Genomic DNA, 17,488 nt, shown 5'->3' with positions numbered 1-17,488 from the left:
TAAAAATACAATCCCTAATTATTTTTTAATTCTATTTTAATTAGTGGAAAAAGTGTCTGACACCTGTAAACATCATGGGAATATTGTGCTCATTGGCAGCCTCAATACTATCCTGATCTTTTACACTTCCACCCGGCTGAATAATCGCCTTGATACCTTCCTGAGCGCAGAAATCTACCACATCACGGAAAGGGAAAAATGCATCTGAAGCCAGTACCAAATCTCCTGAGAATTTTTCTTTTGCTCTTTCGATAGCCTGCTGAGTCGCCCAGATTCTGTTTACCTGACCGCCACCGATACCGAATGCCTGAATTCCGTTGGAAACTACGATTGCATTAGACTTCACATATTTTACTACTCTCTGAGAGAAAAGTAATGCTTTTTTCTGTTCTTCTGTAGGCTGTACTTCAGTTACCACTTTGATATCATCTGAGAAGTGAAGGTCATTATCCTGAACAAGGATTCCTCCGTCTACTTTTACCCAGGTCTGTTTGTCAGAAACAGGGTTTACGATTTTGATGATTCTCAGGTTTTTCTTTTTTCTTAAAATTTCAAGAGCTTCTTCATCAAATTCAGGAGCCATTACAATTTCAAGGAAAGTTTTATTTAATTCTTCAGCTGTAGCTGCATCAATCTTATAGTTCATTGCAACAATTCCGCCAAAGATGGAAACCGGATCACATTCAAATGTTTTTTGATACGTTTCCAATGCTGAAGTTCCGATCGCAACGCCACAAGGTGTAGAGTGTTTTACCGCACAACAAGCCATTTCTTCTTTGAACTCAGTGACAACTTTCCAGCAAAGGTCCATATCACGAAGATTGTTGAAAGAAAGTTCTTTACCTCCAAGCTGCTCGAAATCTTTCATCGCTCCGTTCTCGAAAGTAGAAACGTAGTAAGCTGCTGTCTGGTGAGGATTCTCTCCATATCTTAGATCTGCTACTTTTTTATAAGAAGCATTCAGATAAGTAGGATATTCTTCATCTAAGAGCATTCTGGAAATCGCAGCATCATACGCAGAGGTAAGGTTGAATACTTTTCCTGCAAGCTTTTTACGGGTTTCGATATACGTATCACCGTTTTGCTCCATTTCAATTTTCACTGCTGCATAATCTTCAACATCAGTGATTACTGTTACAGAATCAAAGTTTTTCGCTGCAGAACGAAGCATTGAAGGACCTCCGATATCGATAAACTCTACTTTTTCATGTAAAGAAATGTCTTTGTTTACATTTTCAAAGAAAGGGTAAAGGTTTACGATCACCATGTCAATCAGATCAATCCCGTGCTCCTGAACGGTTTGCATGTGCACTTCGTTGTTACGAACAGCCAGCAATCCTCCGTGAACTTTTGGGTGTAAAGTTTTCACTCTTCCGTCCAACATTTCAGGGAAATTGGTAACTTCATCAATCTGAATAGGATTTAAACCAGCGTCTTTCAAATGTTTGAACGTTCCTCCTGTAGAGATCAACTCATAATTCTGAGCTTCCAAAAACTGTGCGAATTCAATTAATCCACTTTTGTCAGAAACACTGATTAAAACTCTCTTTTTACTCATTTTACTTTCAATTTTTTACTTTTTACAGCTATTTCAAACTGTGTCCGGGTCTTTCACCTCCGAACTTACTTTTATTTTACTTAGATTTTTTTTCTTAATGTAACAATGAGATTCTTCGCTATGCTCAGAATGACAATTACCATTATTGATAAATTGGTACATTGTTACATTACAGGTTTCCCAGGACCTTATTGATCGCTAACGGGAATATTTCATATTCAATCTGGTGAACTTTCTGAGCCAGAGTTTCAGGAGTATCCTCAGCGGTTACTTCGAAAGACTTCTGAAGAATAGCTTCTCCTTCATCAATCCCTGGCGTTACAAAATGTACAGTTGCCCCACTCTCTACTTCTTTGGCTTCAATAACTGCATTGTGAACGTTCATTCCCCACATTCCTTTTCCTCCGAATTTCGGAAGCAAAGCCGGGTGAATATTGATTATTTTACCATTCCAGTTTTCACAGAATTCAGATTTTAAGATGGATAAAAACCCGGCCAATACGATTAAATCTGTATTTTCAGGGATTACTTTAGCCAACTCGCTGCTGAAGTTCTTTCCTCTTGGAATCAATATGTTTTCTATATTGTGATTCTTTGCTCTTTCCAGTCCGAAACATTCTCTGTCTGCTACCACCAAAGTTACTTTTGCATTCTGGATTTCCCCAGCTTCAATGGTATCAATGATTCTCTGCAGATTGGTTCCTGAACCGGATACGAGTACAACGATGTTCTTCATATTTCTAATTAGCCCCGATTGCAGCGGCATCCTTTTTTTGAAATGGCTTTGTAAAAAAGCACTGGCAAAAAAGATATAGCGGAAAGCGGGATTAAGCTTCTAAAACTTTAAATTAATTTTCTCTGCTCCTTCAGTGATTTCACCGATTTCGTAAGCGTCATCTAAAAGGTGCAATACTTTTTCAGCATGTTCAGCATCTACAACGATTACCATTCCTACACCCATGTTGAATGTTCCGTGCATTTCTTCACGTTTTACTCCACCTCTTTTTTCAAGCTCAAGCATAACACTAGGAATTCTGATTTTTGATTCGTCAATAGAAGCACAAAGTCCTTCTGGAATAATTCTAGGAACGTTTTCGTAAAGACCACCTCCTGTGATGTGAGCAATTCCTTCTACTTTTACTTCTTCCAATACTTTGTGAATATCTTTGTAGTACAGTCTTGTAGGCACTAAAAGTGTTTCATATAATGGTTTTCCTTCAAACTCTTCTTCAAAGTTCGGGAATACTTTTCTTACTAAAGAGAATCCGTTTGAGTGGAATCCTGAGCTTGGTAACGCAATAATTTTGTTCCCTGCTTTGATCTTAGAACCGTCAATGATCTGATCTTTTTCTACGATTCCTACACAGAATCCTGCAACATCATAATCTCCAGGCTGGTACATACCAGGCATTTCAGCAGTTTCACCACCAATCAGTGCACAGTTGTTATCTTTACAAGCGGCAACCATTCCTAAAACGATTTCTGCAGCGATTTCTGAATCAAGCTTTCCACAAGCCAGATAATCTAAGAAGAATAAAGGTTTGGCTCCGTGGCAAAGGATATCGTTAGCACACATTGCGAAACAATCTACACCGATAGAATCATATTTTTTGGTATCTAAAGCTACTTTCAGCTTTGTCCCTACTCCATCTGTTCCTGATACAAGAACCGGATTTTTGTATCCACCGATTTCATAGAAAGCACCAAAACTTCCCAAGTGGTTCAGTACATTGGAATTGTGGGTTTCACCGACCGCTTTTTTGATCTTGTCAACCGTTTTGTATCCTTCTTCTTTGTCTACTCCTGCTGATTTGTAAGTGTTGCTCATGTCTGCTTAGATTTTTAGATTTCAGATTCAGATTTCAGATGATTTATTGTCTTGCATCTGACGTCCTGTGTCTTCTTATCTTTTAATATTTCAATTACTTTTATACTCGATTTTAGAAAACAAAAAAGCCGACAATCTTTTCAGATTATCGGCCGTTATTTTATCTCAGAATTTCAGAGCCCACAACTTTCCCTTTATGAGAAAAACATTGTTTATAGGAGGTCTGAATTTTCATCTCTTTTCTTTTTGCAAAAATAGTAATTTTAAATGAATATTCAAATTCTATTTTTCAAGGATTGTTTCAATGGCTGCAATCTTCTTAATTTTTTCTTTTAACTCGCTGTTTTTCTCTTCATTAGAAATTTTCTGAGCGGCTTTATCAAAGTTATCATTAAAGAAAGGAAGAGAAAAAGTTTCTACCACATTTCCTCCATGGAAAGGGAAACGCTTTGATGCTGCTTCCAAAACACCTGCTCCACCTCTGCCTCCGGGAGATGTAGACATCAATAGCATTGGTACTTCATTCCAAACGGTTCTGTCTTTGATTCTGGATACCCAGTCGAATACATTTTTGAATGCTGTAGAATAGGTTCCGTTGTGCTCTCCTAAAGAAACCAACAATAGGTTTGCGCCATCAATTTTTGCTGCAAAATCATGAGCTTCCTGAGGAACACCTCCTGCTAATTCTCTTTCATGTTTATAGATTGGCATTTCGAAAGGATTTAAGTCTATCACTTCTACGTCTGCATTTTCAAATAGTGTTGATGCATAAGCTACCAACTGTTTGTTCATTGAAGCTTCTGAGTTACTTCCTGCTATTGCTAAAATTTTCATAGGTGAGGTTTATTTTTAAGATTACAAATTTAGTTTTTTATTTAAGATAAGAAGGCAATTCCATTGGGACTTCCATTAATAATACTTCTGTGTCTTCCACGGCTTCGATATTAAAGCTCTGGGTATCCCAGATTCCCAATCCGTCTCTTTCATTCAGAACACGGTCTCCGATTTTTGCACTTCCTTTTAACACAAATGCATAGACTCCATTTCCTTTTTTGTTGAGCATATAATTTTTGCCATTCCCTTTTTTAAAGTTGGCCAGATTGAACCAGGCATCCTGATGAATCCAAACTCCGTCATCATTTTTATTGGGAGATAAGATCTGCTGGAATCCGTTGATTTTCCCACCTTCTTTGATACTTTTCTGATCGTATCTCGGCTCTACATTCTGTTCTTTTGGGAACACCCAGATCTGAAGGAATTTCACCTCCTCGTCTTTATTTTTATTGTATTCGCTGTGCATAACACCGGTTCCGGCACTCATCACCTGAATTTCTCCTTTTCTGATCACCGCTGTGGTTCCCATTGAATCTTTATGCTCCAAATCGCCTTCCAAAGGGATTGAAATAATTTCCATATCTCTGTGCGGGTGTGTTCCAAAGCCCATTCCCTGAGAAACGGTGTCATCGTTCAATACTCTTAAAACGCCAAAGTTCGTTCTTTCTCTGTTTTGATAGTTGGCAAAACTGAATGTATGGTATGAATTTAACCATCCGTGATTGGCATGGCCTCTTGAATCTGCTTTATGATATACTGTTTTCATTTCTGTGATTATTTATAGTACAAATGTACGGGATGTAGGTGTTTAAAAAGTTGATGTAGGTTAAGAAAGGAAATTGGAGAAGTAAAAAGGGTTGAGAGCGCTCAGAAAGTGAGGATCATTTATAGATTGGATTACGCAAAGACGTCATTTTTTTGCATTTGATATGTTTTTAGGGCGCAAGGATTTTATCTGCGATAAAATTTTATACTGGATATTTTTTTCTTCCAATGATTGAGCTGATTATATATAAGTGCAAACATCTGTGTTACCTGTGAAAATCTGTGGGAGATTATTATAATCTTAAGATCAAAAAAAACAGATAAGTATGATGTGGGTGTTTAGTAGATTAAGAAAGGAAATTGAAGAAGTAAAAGGGGTTGAGAGCGCTCAGAAAGTGAGAATCATTTATAGGTTGGATTACGCAAAGACGCGATTTTTTTTACATTTGATATGTTTTTAGGGCGCAAGGATTTTATCTGTGATAAAATTTTATACTGGATATTTTTTTCTTCCAATGATTAAATAAGTGCAAACATCTGTGTTACCTGTGAAAATCTGTGGGAGATTATTATAATCTTAAGATCAAAAAAAACATATAAGTATGATGTGGGTATTTAAAAAGTTGATGTAGGTTAAGAAAGGAAATTGGAGAAGTAAAAAGGGTTGAGAGCGCTCAGAAAGTGAGGATCATTTATAGATTGGATTACGCAAAGACGTCATTTTTTTGCATTTGATATGTTTTTAGGGCGCAAGGATTTTATCTGCGATAAAATTTTATACTGGATATTTTTTTCTTCCAATGATTAAATAAGTGCAAACATCTGTGTTACCTGTGAAAATCTGTGGGAGATTATTATAATCTTAAGATCAAAAAAACTAATAAGTATGATGTGGGTGTTTAAAAAGTTGATGTAGGTTAAGAAAGGAAATTGGAGAAGTAAAAAGGGAGAGCGCTCAGAAAGTGAGGTTCATTTATAGGTTGGATTACGCAAAGACGCGATTTTTTTTACATTTGATATGTTTTTAGGGCGCAAGGATTTTATCTGTGATAAAATTTTATACTGGATATTTTTTTCTTCCAATGATTAAATAAGTGCAAACATCTGTGTTACCTGTGAAAATCTGTGGGAGATTATTATAATCTTAAGATCAAAAAAAACAGATAAGTATGATGTGGATGTTTAAAAAGTTAATGTAGGTTAAGAAAGGAAATTGAAGAAGTAAAAAGGGTTGAGAGCGCTCAGAAAGTGAGGTTCATTTATAGGTTGGATTACGCAAAGACGCGATTTTTTTTACATTTGATATGTTTTTAGGGCGCAAGGATTTTATCTGCGATAAAATTTTATACAGGATATTTTTTTCTTCCAATGATTAAATAAGTGCAAACAGCTGTGTTACCTGTGAAAATCTGTGGGAGATTATTATAATCTTAAGATCAAAAAAACTAATAAGTATGATGTGGGTGTTTAAAAAGTTGATGTAGGTTAAGAAAGGAAATTGGAGAAGTAAAAAGGGAGAGCGCTCAGAAAGTGAGGTTCATTTATAGGTTGGATTACACAAAGACGCATTTTTTTTATATTTAATCTGTTTTTAGGGCGCAAGGATTTTATCTGTGATAAAATTTTATACTGGATATTTTTTTCTTCCAATGATTAAATAAGTGCAAACATCTGTGTTACCTGTGAAAATCTGTGGGAGATTATTATAATCTTAAGATCAAAAAAAAACAGATAAGTATGATGTGGGTGTTTAAAAAGTTAATGTAGATTAAGAAAGGAAATTGAAGAAGTAAAAAGGGTTGAGAGCGCTCAGAAAGTGAGGTTCATTTATAGGTTGGATTACGCAAAGACGCGATTTTTTTTTACATTTGATATGTTTTTAGGGCGCAAGGATTTTATCTGCGATAAAATTTTATACTGGATATTTTTTTCTTCCAATGATTAAATAAGTGCAAGCATCTGTGTTACCTGTGAAAATCTGTGGGAGATTATTATAATCTTAAGATCAAAAAAAACAGATAAGTATGATGTGGGTGTTTAAAAAGTTAATGTAGATTAAGAAAGGAAATTGGAGAAGTAAAAGGGGTTGAGAGAGCTCAGAAAGTGAGAATCATTTATAGGTTGGATTACGCAAAGACGCGATTTTTTTTACATTTGATATGTTTTTAGGGCGCAAGGATTTTATCTGTGATAAAATTTTATACTGGATATTTTTTTCTTCCAATGATTAAATAAGTGCAAACATCTGTGTTACCTGTGAAAATCTGTGGGAGATTATTATAATCTTAAGATCAAAAAAACTAATAAGTATACGAAAGATAGATTTTAAGTTTTGGCTAAAGCCAATTGATGAATGTTTAAAAGAAAAGCGGGCTAAAGCCCGCTCCTATTGAATTGTATGATGCTATTTTAAATTAATTTCAAAACAGATTACATTACTAATTTCTAACCTCTAACTTCTAGTTTCTAATTTAAAAATGTACCTGCTTGATTTCTTCTTCAATTTCCTTTGGTGTTTCATCTTCAGATTTTACAAAAATCATGGTTACTACAGCTCCGATCAGCATGCAAACACCTCCTACAACAACATAATCCATAGCCTGTTTTCCGAAAATACCACTTACAATGGGACCTCCGAATAAACCATTGATGATCTGTGGAATGACAATAAAGAAGTTGAATATTCCCATATAAACACCCATTTTCCGTTGTGGAATCACCTCAATAAGCATGGCATAAGGCATTGCCAGAATACTTGCCCAGGCAAAACCTAATCCGATCATTGAAATCCATAGGTTGTTGACATCTTTAATAAAGTACATTGAAACCAGTCCCAAACCTCCACACAATAAAGCTAAAGCATGAGTCTGTTTTTTACCAATAAGTTTAGCGATAGGTGTTAACAGAAACGCAAACGGAATTGCCCAGAGATTATACATTCCGAAAAGTTTTCCGGTAAGGTCACCTGCATCATTAAATGCTTTGGAATGGGTATCTTCCGGGGAAAGTCCAAAATGATGGGTTGCCAATGCACTGGTTGTGAAAACCCACATCGTAAACAATGCAAACCATGAGAAAAACTGAACAATTCCCAGCTTTTTCATCTGTGCAGGAATCGCAGCAAAATCTTTAAAAATATCTGAAAACTTAGAGTTATGTTGTTCTCCTTCTTTTCCATCTTCAAAATCAGCAAATTCCTGTGGGGAATACTCTCTGGTTGTCATGATGGTGTATAGAATTGATATGATAAGCAATCCTGCACCAATATAAAAAGAGTAAATAACATTATCCGCAACAAATCCTTCTGGAGCTACATTGGAAATTCCCATTTTTGTTAACCAATCCGGCAGATAAGAGCCTAGTACCGCACCGATTCCAATTAAAATCGTTTGTACGGAAAATCCTATAGTACCTTGATGTTTGGGAAGCATATCTCCTACCAAAGCTCTGAATGGCTCCATCGCAATATTGACCGAAGCATCCATCATGGCAAGGAATATTACCGCTAACAAAAGAGCATTGGCCGCAAACATCTGCGTAACTGAAGCTGCATTAGGAAGCAAAACCAATCCTATAGCACACAAAACAGCGCCAATCAGGAAATAAGGTTTTCTTCTACCCAACGGACTCCAAGTATTGTCGCCCATGTGGCCGATTATAGGCTGAACAATCAGACCTGTAATGGGGGCCACCAGCCAGAACCACGATAATTCGTGTACATCTGCTCCTAAATTCCCAAGAATACGGCTCGCATTTCCATTCTGTAGTCCAAATGCCATCTGAATTCCCAGGAATCCCATGCTCATATTGATAATCTGGAGCATTGATAAGTCTGGCTTTTTTCTTTTCCCGACTGCCCCAGTATCATATTTCCCCATCATTATTGCCATTATGACTTCAGTTTTTGAATTAATGCATCTTCGATAGGTGCTTTTTCAGTAACCACTTTATCTACCACTTCATTAGGAACTGTCACAGAAAGAACATATTGTTTTACCTTCCAGCTTCCATTGATTTTTTCTACCACTCCGGAACCTCTGCAAATTTTCATCTGCGTATCCAATAATTCATCAAACCATGCCAGTTTTCCATCTTTGCTGAAGTAAATATTTCTTTTAAGCGCTTTAAAATTCCAGGTTTTCTTTTTGTCGAAATAAGGTTTTGCCCACACCATAAATGCTTTTTTATCCCAGATTTCGGTAGCATCTGTTCCAATAAAGGTAGATTCATCTGCAAAGAGGTTAAAATATCCTGTGTAATCCGCCTTTGCAGCTGTTGCATTGAAAGTGTCCAGCATCATACTTATTTCCGTTTTTTCTTTCTCAAATGTATTTTTTGACTGTGCGGTAAATAAAGAGAATCCCAGTAAAAAAAGGATTAATGTATAAGCAGTCGTTAGTTTTTTCATATGGTATTATTATTTTTCTAGTTCAATAATCAATGATGTTTTCGCAGGAATATTCATATTGTTTTGTAATGAAATTTCTTTGCCTGAAATAATCTCTTTTCCTTTTGCAAATCCGTTAAGTGATTCCGCAAATCGTTTCAATTCTAACGACTGATCTTTTTCATTATTGTTGATGATTACCATTACACTTTCTTTTGCATTATATCTGAAGTACACAAAAACACCATCCTGAGGAACGAAATTTTTAGTCTTTCCATTATGAATCACCTCTTTGCCTTTTCTCCAGTTCATTAATTTTTGAGTAAACTGAAAAAATTCTTTCTGCTCCTGAGTCTGAGTAGATGAATTGAAAGCATTTTGTTGATCAGATTTCCATCCTCCCGGAAAATCTCTGCGGATATCGGCATCGCCTCCTGCTTTTTTATCGCCTCTTATTCCTATTTCAGATCCGTAATAAATCTGTGGAATTCCTCTTACTGTCGAGATCAGAGTGAGTACCATTTTATAGGCATCAGGGTTTGCATTAAAGATTTCGTTCCATCTTTCGGTATCATGATTTTCGAAGAAAACAAGCGTATTATTGATATCCGGGTAAAGAAAATCACTGGTAAAAGAATCGTAAATACGGATCATTCCTTTATCCCAGCTTTCTTTTTCTTTAAGGGCTTTAGGCATATTTTCAAACAGCATGAAGTCCATCACAGAAGGTAAATATGAATTGTACCCTTCTATTTCTCCGATCTTCGAATTTTTCTGCCATGCTGCAATTTGTGCCGCTGTATAAAGCCAGGTTTCTCCTACAATATTGAATTTCGGATATTCATCAGTGATTGCCTTTGCCCATTTTGCCATCGCATCTTTATCATTGTAAGGATAGGTATCTACACGAAATCCTCCCAGTTCGGCATATTCTATCCACCAGATTGCATTTTGTATGAGATACTTCAGAACCAATGGATTTTTTTGGTTGATATCAGGCATCGTAGTATCAAACCATCCATCCAGTGCATATTTTTTATCAATATCAGAAGCATTGGTATCAAATTGCGTTGTGGTTTTATAATTGGAACGTTTAAATCCTTTTTCTCCTTCATCAAACCAATGGATCCAGTCTTTGGAAGGAAGATCTTTAATCATCCAGTGTGAGCCACCCCAGTGATTGGTAACATAATCCATCACCAGCATCATCTTTCGTTTATTCAGTTCCTGAGATAATGTTTTATATTCTTCGTTGGTACCGTAGCGGGAATCAATTTTATACAGATCGGTCTGAGCATAACCGTGGTAGGAATACACTTTTTCGTTGTCTTCATTCACTGGAGTAAGCCAGACTGCTGTTGCTCCCAGATTCTGAATATAATCAAGGTTATTGATAATCCCACGGAGATCACCTCCATGTCTGCCGTTTGGAAGACTGCGATCTGCTTTCTCGGTAAGTTCCGGCCTTGAGTCATTCTTCTCATCACCGTTGGCAAATCGATCCGGCATGATCAGATACATGAGATCTTTTGAAGTAAAAGATTCACGGTTGGCAGATCCCGGATTTCTTTGTTTCAGCTCATAAGTGTATGAACCTATATTTTTTTTGCCTTTTTTAAGATTGATAGCAAACTTCGGAACGTTTATCTCGTTGGTATTGACTGTAATAAAAACATAATTCGGATTGTCTACTTTCCGGATGTCTTTAATCTGTATTCCATCTGAAAGCGTAATTTCGTTATTAGCCACTTCTTTTCCGTACACAAGAATCTGAAGTTCAGGATTTTTCATTCCCTTCCACCAGAAAGCCGGTTCTACTCTTTCCAGATTTTTCTGAGAAAAAGCACAAGAAGCTATTGAAAGGGCGAATGCTGCATATATTGTCTTCATATTAGTTTTCAATTTAGCATTAAATTTTCAAATACACGTTCAAAAATGTTACGGAAAACCTCTTTTTTTCATCTTCATTTCTAGAAGATGATAAGATTAAATATCTTCATTTTAAATTTTATAAAGAATAATTAAATTTTTCACAAAAAATTCATGCATAAAATTAATTTCCCATGCTTTTTATGTTTAGTTTTATAGAAAAAATGTTGGATTTCAGCAATATATTCAAAACTGAAGGACCGGATGTTGTTTACACATGGACAATTCCTGTTTTTGCTGCTATAATTTTCCTGGAAATGGCCTACAGTCATTTTAATAAAGAGAAAATATATGAGACTAAAGATGTAGCAACAAATGTTCTTTTCGCCTTGCTTAATTATGGGCTAGACATCATCATGAAAGGTTTTTCATTATTCGTTATGATGTTTTTTTACCAACATCGTCTTTTCGACTGGCAGGAAGGAATCTGGTACTGGATCGCCGTATTCCTGGCTCAGGACTTTGCTTATTATGTCCATCATTATGTAGATCATCATTCACGTGTTTTCTGGGCGGTACATATTACGCACCATAATTCTGATTATTTCAATATCAGTACAGGGTTCAGAAGTCCTGTATTTCAGCCCTTGTACAGGTATTTATTTTTCTCTCCATTAGCTTTCATGGGCTTTCATCCGTGGCATATTCTGGTAGCGTATTCTTCCATACAGATTTACGGTACATTTGTACACACTCAATCCATTAAAAGTATGGGATTTTTAGAATATATCCTGGTTACCCCTTCTCATCACAGAGTACATCACGCTTGTAATATCAAATATCTGGACCGTAACATGGGAATGGGACTGATTATCTGGGATAAAATTTTCGGAACTTTTGAAAAAGAAGATCCTGAAGTTCCTGTAAAATATGGTGTTTATCCTAAAATAAAATCCAAAGACCCTGCAACGATGCTTTTCTATGAATGGAGAAGAATAGGGAAAGATATCAGACAGCCGGGAATCTCTTTTAAAGACCGCATTAAATATCTTTTTTATTCGCCGGGATGGAGGCATGACGGTACTGGAAAAACTGTCAAACAGTACCAGAAAGAATATAAAGAGAAAGTAAAAACTCCTGTTAAAGTACAGGAGCAACTATTAGAATCTGAAAATCAATATTCCCAACTGATTCAACAGGCAGAGGATAAATAAAAATACCCCGGCCATCGAAAATTCGATAAACCGGGGCACCTTAGTGTCTCTTTACAATTATTTTACTGGTTTAATTGAAATTGCGAAACCGCCACTTCTTACCATTTTAAAATTAATTTTTGACTTACTTGTAATCTCTTTTTTATAGATGTTGTAGCTTTGAGGATTGTCAATATAGTCAGCATCTTTTCCATCTTCATAAATGGTTGCTTCATATTTCTTTCCTTTGTCTAAGAAAGAGAAATCTACTGCATATTCACGTTTGTTTTCATCAGTAATACCTCCTACAAACCAGTTTTCAGTACCTTTTGCTTTTCTTGCTGTAACTACATAATCACCTGGCTCAGCAGCTAAGATTTTTGTATCATCCCAATCTGCTGCTACATCCTTAATAAACTGGAATGCATCCATGTGCTTTTTGTAGTTTTCAGGAAGATCTGCAGCCATCTGAAGCGGCATATACATCGTTACATAAAGCGCTAACTGTTTTACCAAAGTAGTTTTTACAAAACGGTTATCTCCAGGGAAATAATAGTCAAGTTTTGTCTGGAAAATTCCCGGCGTGTAGTCCATAGAACCTCCCATCCATCTTGTAAACGGAAGAACCGTCTGATGATCTGGCTTATTTCCTCCGAAAGCTTCATATTCCGTTCCACGAGCTGCTTCTGCAGAGATGTAGTTCGGATAAGTACGGCTTTCTCCCGTAGGACGTACAGACTCGTGAGAATTCACCATGATTTTATAGTCGTTTGCTTTTTCTGCAATTCTATAATAATGGTTGATTGTCCATTGAGAATAATGATGTTCCCCTCTAGGAATGATATCTCCTACATATCCGGTTTTCACGGCATCATATCCATACTTATTCATTGTTTGGAAAGCTTTATCCGCCCATCTTTCATAGTTCGTAGCAGAACCTGAAGTTTCGTGGTGCATGATCAGCTTGATTCCTTTTGAATGAGCGTATTCATTCAGCATTTTGATATCAAAGTCCGGGTAAGGTGTGATGAAATCAAAAACAAATTCTTTTGAGTGTCCGAACCAGTCTTCCCAACCGATATTCCATCCTTCGATCAATAATCCCTGGAATCCGTTTTCTGCAGCAAAGTCAATATATTCTTTAACTTTTGTATTGTTGGCAGCATGTTTTCCGTTTGGAGTTAATTTTGCAAAGTCTGTTTTACCTAAATGAACATTTTCAGCGGTAGAATAAGCCCACTGTGATTTCCCGATGATCATTTCCCACCAGACTCCCATGTATTTTGTAGGGTGAATGTAAGAAGTATCGGTGTACTTTGTAGGCTCATTAAGGTTGAAGATCATTTTAGAATCCATCACCTGTTCTGCTTTCGGAGCTACAATAATCGTTCTCCAAGGCGTTACTGACGGAGTCTGAATATATCCTTTCGCTCCCTGTCTGTCGGCAGTCAAATGCGTTTTGAATTTAAAATTCTGTGCATCTACCTCAAGGTGTGAAGCCGGATAATCTAATACAGCAGCTTCAGCAACGTTGATATATAAAGGTTCTTTTCCTTCTTTTTTAAGCATCAATGGAGACTGAACTGCATTTTTCACCAATGACTGTGAAGCGTTTGCATCGTATGCTTTGTCCCATTTTGAAGGAATTTCAGACACTTTAGTTTCCTGATACTGATATTCCTGAGAATCGTAATCTGCTACCATCCACCATGCCTTCATATCGGTAGGGAAATCGATTTCAGAATCTTCTTCTCTGATGACGAAATAATTAAGGTTTTTCTGTTGTGGAAATTCATATCTGAAACCAAGACCATCATTGAATAGTCTGAATTTCACCACAATACTTCTGTCTGTAGAAGCCTGGTTCAGGGTAACTGCCAGTTCGTTGTAATGGTTGATATAATTTTTCTTTTCTCCTAAAACCGGCTGCCAGGTTTCATTTTTGGAGTCTCTTTTTTCATCTGTCTTCGCAAAACCGTTGTTCAGATCGTATTTTGCATCTTCTGGTTTGGCAATCTCAGAAGCGAATTTTATGGCTGTGTCTTTAAATAATCTCAATCCCAATTTAGAATCTTCCACCACTACTGCACCGTTATACTTAAGGTTGTAGTAAGGCACTCCTTCTTTCAACTGGAAATTCATTTCAAATTTCCCGTCCGGAGATTTTAAAGCTTGGGCTTTCACACCTGTAAACATCATTGAGAGCAAAAGTGCTCCAACTGTAATTTTCTTCATAATGACTATTTATTAACTTAAAAAATAAAGTGCCGCGGTAAAGCAGCACTTTGCTTTATTTTAGTTTGTTTAGTTTAATTTACAATTTAGTAATGGTTAGCTTGTAATAGGCTGAATTGTGTAAATCCAGTTCAATTTTATAATTACCCGCCTGTGATACTTTATATCCTGGGTCTCCTGTAACAGTTCCTTCTAAACTTAAATAGGATTGAACACCTGTTCCTGAAACCAAAGTCTGATCTGCATCTTTTGGCTGGAACTTGATTGCCCAGTCATCATTGGCTCTGAACTTAAATACTCCTGTATTGGATAATGCAATGGAATTAATCACATAAGTTTTGGTTGCAGGATTATACACAAAGTCAGTATCTGATCCCCAACCTGTAGGCGTTGCATCACCAATAACTCCGAAGTTTGCCAACACAGCAGAATAAGTATTTGCTGCCCAGTCTACTTTCATATAATAGGTTCCTGCTGCTGCCGGCACTATATCTGATCCATCAAGTTTTAGTTTTCCGGTATTGGTTCCATCATCCCCTTTATTCCCCGGCCAATCCTGATTGATCGCAAATTTATATTTACCATTATCACCTGAAGCATCTTTGATGAAAATAAATCCTCTGTATTTATCATTTTTCTCAGGAGAGAACAGATTCGGTGAATTAGATGGAGTCCAGTTTGCATAACCAGCCGCTCCTGCATACGCTCCTGGTACATTGATCTTCGGATACACTAAATCTGGATTCGGAGTATAAGGAGTTACTTTAAGGGCAATTACATTGGAATAAAAAGCTGCTGAGCCTACTGAAGTTTTCAGTCTTACCTCAATATCATTAACAACATCCGGCACTGCTCCAATGGCAAACATGGCGGCATTCATAGCGGCATGCGTTGCAGAACCTGAAGTCATATCATTAGAAAAGTCAATGGTAGCACTTTTTTTGAAACCATCCCCTTTAATTCCGAATTCTACTTTCTGATTGGGAACTACAGCAATATTGAATGTAGGTTTTGTCCATGTAAAAGTAATGATCGCATCATTTGCATTAAGTTCATTAAGAACTATTGCACTTTTATCAGCAGATATTTTACCGGCAGACGTTTCATTAATAACCGCCTGATCTTCATCTTTTTCACAGGAAAAAACGATAAGACCTGTAAAAACCAAGGCTAATATTTTGAATAAATTTTTCATTTTAAACAGGATTTAAAATTAATACCCAGGATTCTGAATCAGATTAGGATTCGCTACAATATCTTTAGCAGGAATCGGGAAAAGATTTCTATAGTTTTCTACTGCTTTACCATCTTTTACATTTCCTTTCCATGGCCATAGATAATCTGCTGTCGTAAATTTGTTGAAACGGATAAGATCGCTTCTTCTGGTCATTTCCCAGGATAATTCTCTTCCTCTTTCATCTAAAATGAAATTAAGATTGATAGAAGATACATCTCCACTTGTATTTCCATATGCACGCTCTCTCAGTTGATTAATATAACCAATTGCTGTAGCCTGATTTCCACCAGTTCCACCTCTCAATACAGCTTCTGCATACATCAGATAAATATCTGCCAAACGGTACAATGGGATATCAGCTTCAACCCAGTTGGTATGAGCTCCGACAGATCCGTTACTTTTAACATTTTTAAACTTGACAAAAGCATATCCATCTGTAAATGAACCCAAATCATTAATTTCTAAATTCTGCCCTGCAGTAAAGAATCTTCCTCTCTTATCACTTCCATTGGACGGGAATAGTCCTACAAATGCTTTTGTAGTTCTTAAACCACTCCATCCTCCATTCACTCCAAAGTCAGCAGCTTTCATATCACCTCCTATGGCAGCATGAACAAGGAAAGTAGTTCCTCCATTGGTCTGTGTATTAATTCCGTCAAAGTTTACACTTAAAATCTGCTCCGGGTTATTGATATTGTTATCCGCCAGGAATAAATCATCATATTTTGGTTTTAAAGAATAACCAGCTGCAATTACTTTGTTACAGTATGTGATACAGTCTGTATTTCTCTGAGTTCCCGTATAAACTTCAGCATTCAAGTATAATTTTGCCAGTAATGACCATACAGCTGCTTTATCTGCTCTTCCGTATTCATTGGTTTTAGGGTCTTTTAATTCTCCTGCGATTGCAAGCAATTCAGACTCTATATAATTGAACAATGCTTTTCGTTCTATTCTTTGTGGCGGATTGATAGATCCGGGCAAATAGGATTCATCTACAAAAGGAACATTCCCGAACATATCGATCGCATGGTAATACGACTGTGCTCTTAGGAAACGAGCTTCTGCTCTCATTAATTTCGCCTGAGTAAGATTGTCTCCTGTAATATTATTGGAAGCTAATTTTTCATCCGTTACATTTCTAAGAAATTCATTACAAAAAGCAATTTCTGTGTATACTCTGTAATACATTGCAGCAATGAACTCGTTGGAAGCATCCCAAGTCATTTTGTGAAGCGTGTGAAGATTACCATCATTCCATCCAATAACGGCCTCATCAGTGGTTACTACATTCAGATTATACATCAATCTGGTATATTGGGAGAATCCACCATTGATACCGTTAATATCACTATCCGGCTGATCACCGTCTCCACTTACCTGACCTCCCATGGCAAGTCCTCCGTAAAGTTTTGCCAGAACATTTTTATAGTTGGCAAAATCCTTATAAATACTAGCTGAAGTAACATCTGTGATAGGCTCTCTTTCAAGATCTTTCACACAAGAGGCTGCTGTCAATAAAAATACTGCTGAAAGAGGCAATACTATATTTTTAAGTTTAATTCTATTTAGTTTCATTGAA

At 36.6% G+C, this 17,488-nt stretch carries 12 protein-coding genes; 1 reads left to right on the top strand and 11 read right to left on the bottom strand.

What is annotated here, in order from left to right; translation table 11 throughout:
• Window positions 1-40: 40 nt before the first annotated feature.
• The 8 genes from purH to ACKTTZ_RS16345 form a co-directional block, all read right to left on the bottom strand.
• A complete protein-coding gene (gene purH, locus ACKTTZ_RS16380; protein WP_407846037.1) occupies window positions 41-1,558 on the bottom strand; it encodes a bifunctional phosphoribosylaminoimidazolecarboxamide formyltransferase/IMP cyclohydrolase in 1,518 nt (505 codons plus the stop codon).
• A gap of 169 nt (window positions 1,559-1,727) precedes the next feature.
• On the bottom strand, window positions 1,728-2,294 hold the full coding sequence (gene purN, locus ACKTTZ_RS16375) for a phosphoribosylglycinamide formyltransferase (RefSeq protein ID WP_407846036.1): 567 nt from the start codon (window positions 2,292-2,294) through the stop codon (window positions 1,728-1,730).
• Window positions 2,295-2,393: 99 nt separating this feature from the next.
• A complete protein-coding gene (gene purM, locus ACKTTZ_RS16370; protein WP_034696328.1) occupies window positions 2,394-3,386 on the bottom strand; it encodes a phosphoribosylformylglycinamidine cyclo-ligase in 993 nt (330 codons plus the stop codon).
• 282 nt (window positions 3,387-3,668) lie between these two features.
• Window positions 3,669-4,220 (bottom strand): NADPH-dependent FMN reductase, encoded by a 552-nt coding sequence (locus ACKTTZ_RS16365; protein WP_034696329.1) that lies wholly within the window; start codon window positions 4,218-4,220, stop codon window positions 3,669-3,671.
• Window positions 4,221-4,257: 37 nt separating this feature from the next.
• Window positions 4,258-4,986, bottom strand: a complete 729-nt coding sequence (locus ACKTTZ_RS16360) for a pirin family protein (RefSeq protein ID WP_407846035.1) — start codon at window positions 4,984-4,986, stop codon at window positions 4,258-4,260.
• A 2,470-nt stretch (window positions 4,987-7,456) separates the two neighbouring features.
• The gene (locus ACKTTZ_RS16355; protein WP_407846034.1) at window positions 7,457-8,875 is read right to left on the bottom strand and encodes an MFS transporter; all 1,419 of its coding nucleotides are present in this window, start codon (window positions 8,873-8,875) and stop codon (window positions 7,457-7,459) included.
• Entirely contained in the window at window positions 8,875-9,393 is a 519-nt protein-coding gene (locus tag ACKTTZ_RS16350; RefSeq protein ID WP_034695902.1) for a nuclear transport factor 2 family protein, read from the bottom strand. The genes ACKTTZ_RS16355 and ACKTTZ_RS16350 overlap by 1 nt, the downstream gene beginning before the upstream one ends.
• Window positions 9,394-9,402: 9 nt before the next feature.
• On the bottom strand, window positions 9,403-11,262 hold the full coding sequence (locus ACKTTZ_RS16345; RefSeq protein ID WP_407846033.1) for a glycoside hydrolase family 13 protein: 1,860 nt from the start codon (window positions 11,260-11,262) through the stop codon (window positions 9,403-9,405).
• 203 nt (window positions 11,263-11,465) lie between these two features.
• Here ACKTTZ_RS16345 and ACKTTZ_RS16340 point away from each other — a divergent pair, with 203 nt between their 5' ends.
• A complete protein-coding gene (locus ACKTTZ_RS16340) occupies window positions 11,466-12,455 on the top strand; it encodes a sterol desaturase family protein (protein WP_253317531.1) in 990 nt (329 codons plus the stop codon).
• A gap of 57 nt (window positions 12,456-12,512) precedes the next feature.
• Here ACKTTZ_RS16340 and ACKTTZ_RS16335 read toward each other — a convergent pair whose 3' ends face one another.
• The 3 genes from ACKTTZ_RS16335 to ACKTTZ_RS16325 form a co-directional block, all read right to left on the bottom strand.
• Window positions 12,513-14,669, bottom strand: coding sequence for a glycoside hydrolase family 97 protein (locus tag ACKTTZ_RS16335; RefSeq protein WP_407846032.1), 2,157 nt, complete (start codon window positions 14,667-14,669; stop codon window positions 12,513-12,515).
• Window positions 14,670-14,748: 79 nt separating this feature from the next.
• Window positions 14,749-15,864 carry a SusE domain-containing protein gene (locus tag ACKTTZ_RS16330; RefSeq protein WP_407846031.1) on the bottom strand — a complete coding sequence of 372 codons (1,116 nt, stop codon included), beginning with the start codon at window positions 15,862-15,864 and terminating at the stop codon, window positions 14,749-14,751.
• A gap of 18 nt (window positions 15,865-15,882) precedes the next feature.
• Window positions 15,883-17,484, bottom strand: a complete 1,602-nt coding sequence (locus ACKTTZ_RS16325; protein ID WP_081906442.1) for a RagB/SusD family nutrient uptake outer membrane protein — start codon at window positions 17,482-17,484, stop codon at window positions 15,883-15,885.
• Window positions 17,485-17,488 lie beyond the last annotated feature (4 nt).

Source organism: Chryseobacterium sp. KCF3-3 (genome assembly GCF_045865955.1).
In the GTDB taxonomy this organism is placed as follows: Bacteria; Bacteroidota; Bacteroidia; order Flavobacteriales; family Weeksellaceae; genus Chryseobacterium.
This window is presented reverse-complemented; position numbering and strand designations above follow the sequence as displayed.

What these genes read in the sequence shown, in the direction of transcription:
- purH (WP_407846037.1), bottom strand. Translation starts at nt 1,558, where the DNA reads ATGAGTAAAAAGAGAGTTTTAATCAGTGTTTCTGACAAAAGTGGATTA.
- purN (WP_407846036.1), bottom strand. Translation starts at nt 2,294, where the DNA reads ATGAAGAACATCGTTGTACTCGTATCCGGTTCAGGAACCAATCTGCAG.
- purM (WP_034696328.1), bottom strand. Translation starts at nt 3,386, where the DNA reads ATGAGCAACACTTACAAATCAGCAGGAGTAGACAAAGAAGAAGGATAC.
- ACKTTZ_RS16365 (WP_034696329.1), bottom strand. Translation starts at nt 4,220, where the DNA reads ATGAAAATTTTAGCAATAGCAGGAAGTAACTCAGAAGCTTCAATGAAC.
- ACKTTZ_RS16360 (WP_407846035.1), bottom strand. Translation starts at nt 4,986, where the DNA reads ATGAAAACAGTATATCATAAAGCAGATTCAAGAGGCCATGCCAATCAC.
- ACKTTZ_RS16355 (WP_407846034.1), bottom strand. Translation starts at nt 8,875, where the DNA reads ATGGCAATAATGATGGGGAAATATGATACTGGGGCAGTCGGGAAAAGA.
- ACKTTZ_RS16350 (WP_034695902.1), bottom strand. Translation starts at nt 9,393, where the DNA reads ATGAAAAAACTAACGACTGCTTATACATTAATCCTTTTTTTACTGGGA.
- ACKTTZ_RS16345 (WP_407846033.1), bottom strand. Translation starts at nt 11,262, where the DNA reads ATGAAGACAATATATGCAGCATTCGCCCTTTCAATAGCTTCTTGTGCT.
- ACKTTZ_RS16340 (WP_253317531.1), top strand. Translation starts at nt 11,466, where the DNA reads ATGTTGGATTTCAGCAATATATTCAAAACTGAAGGACCGGATGTTGTT.
- ACKTTZ_RS16335 (WP_407846032.1), bottom strand. Translation starts at nt 14,669, where the DNA reads ATGAAGAAAATTACAGTTGGAGCACTTTTGCTCTCAATGATGTTTACA.
- ACKTTZ_RS16330 (WP_407846031.1), bottom strand. Translation starts at nt 15,864, where the DNA reads ATGAAAAATTTATTCAAAATATTAGCCTTGGTTTTTACAGGTCTTATC.
- ACKTTZ_RS16325 (WP_081906442.1), bottom strand. Translation starts at nt 17,484, where the DNA reads ATGAAACTAAATAGAATTAAACTTAAAAATATAGTATTGCCTCTTTCA.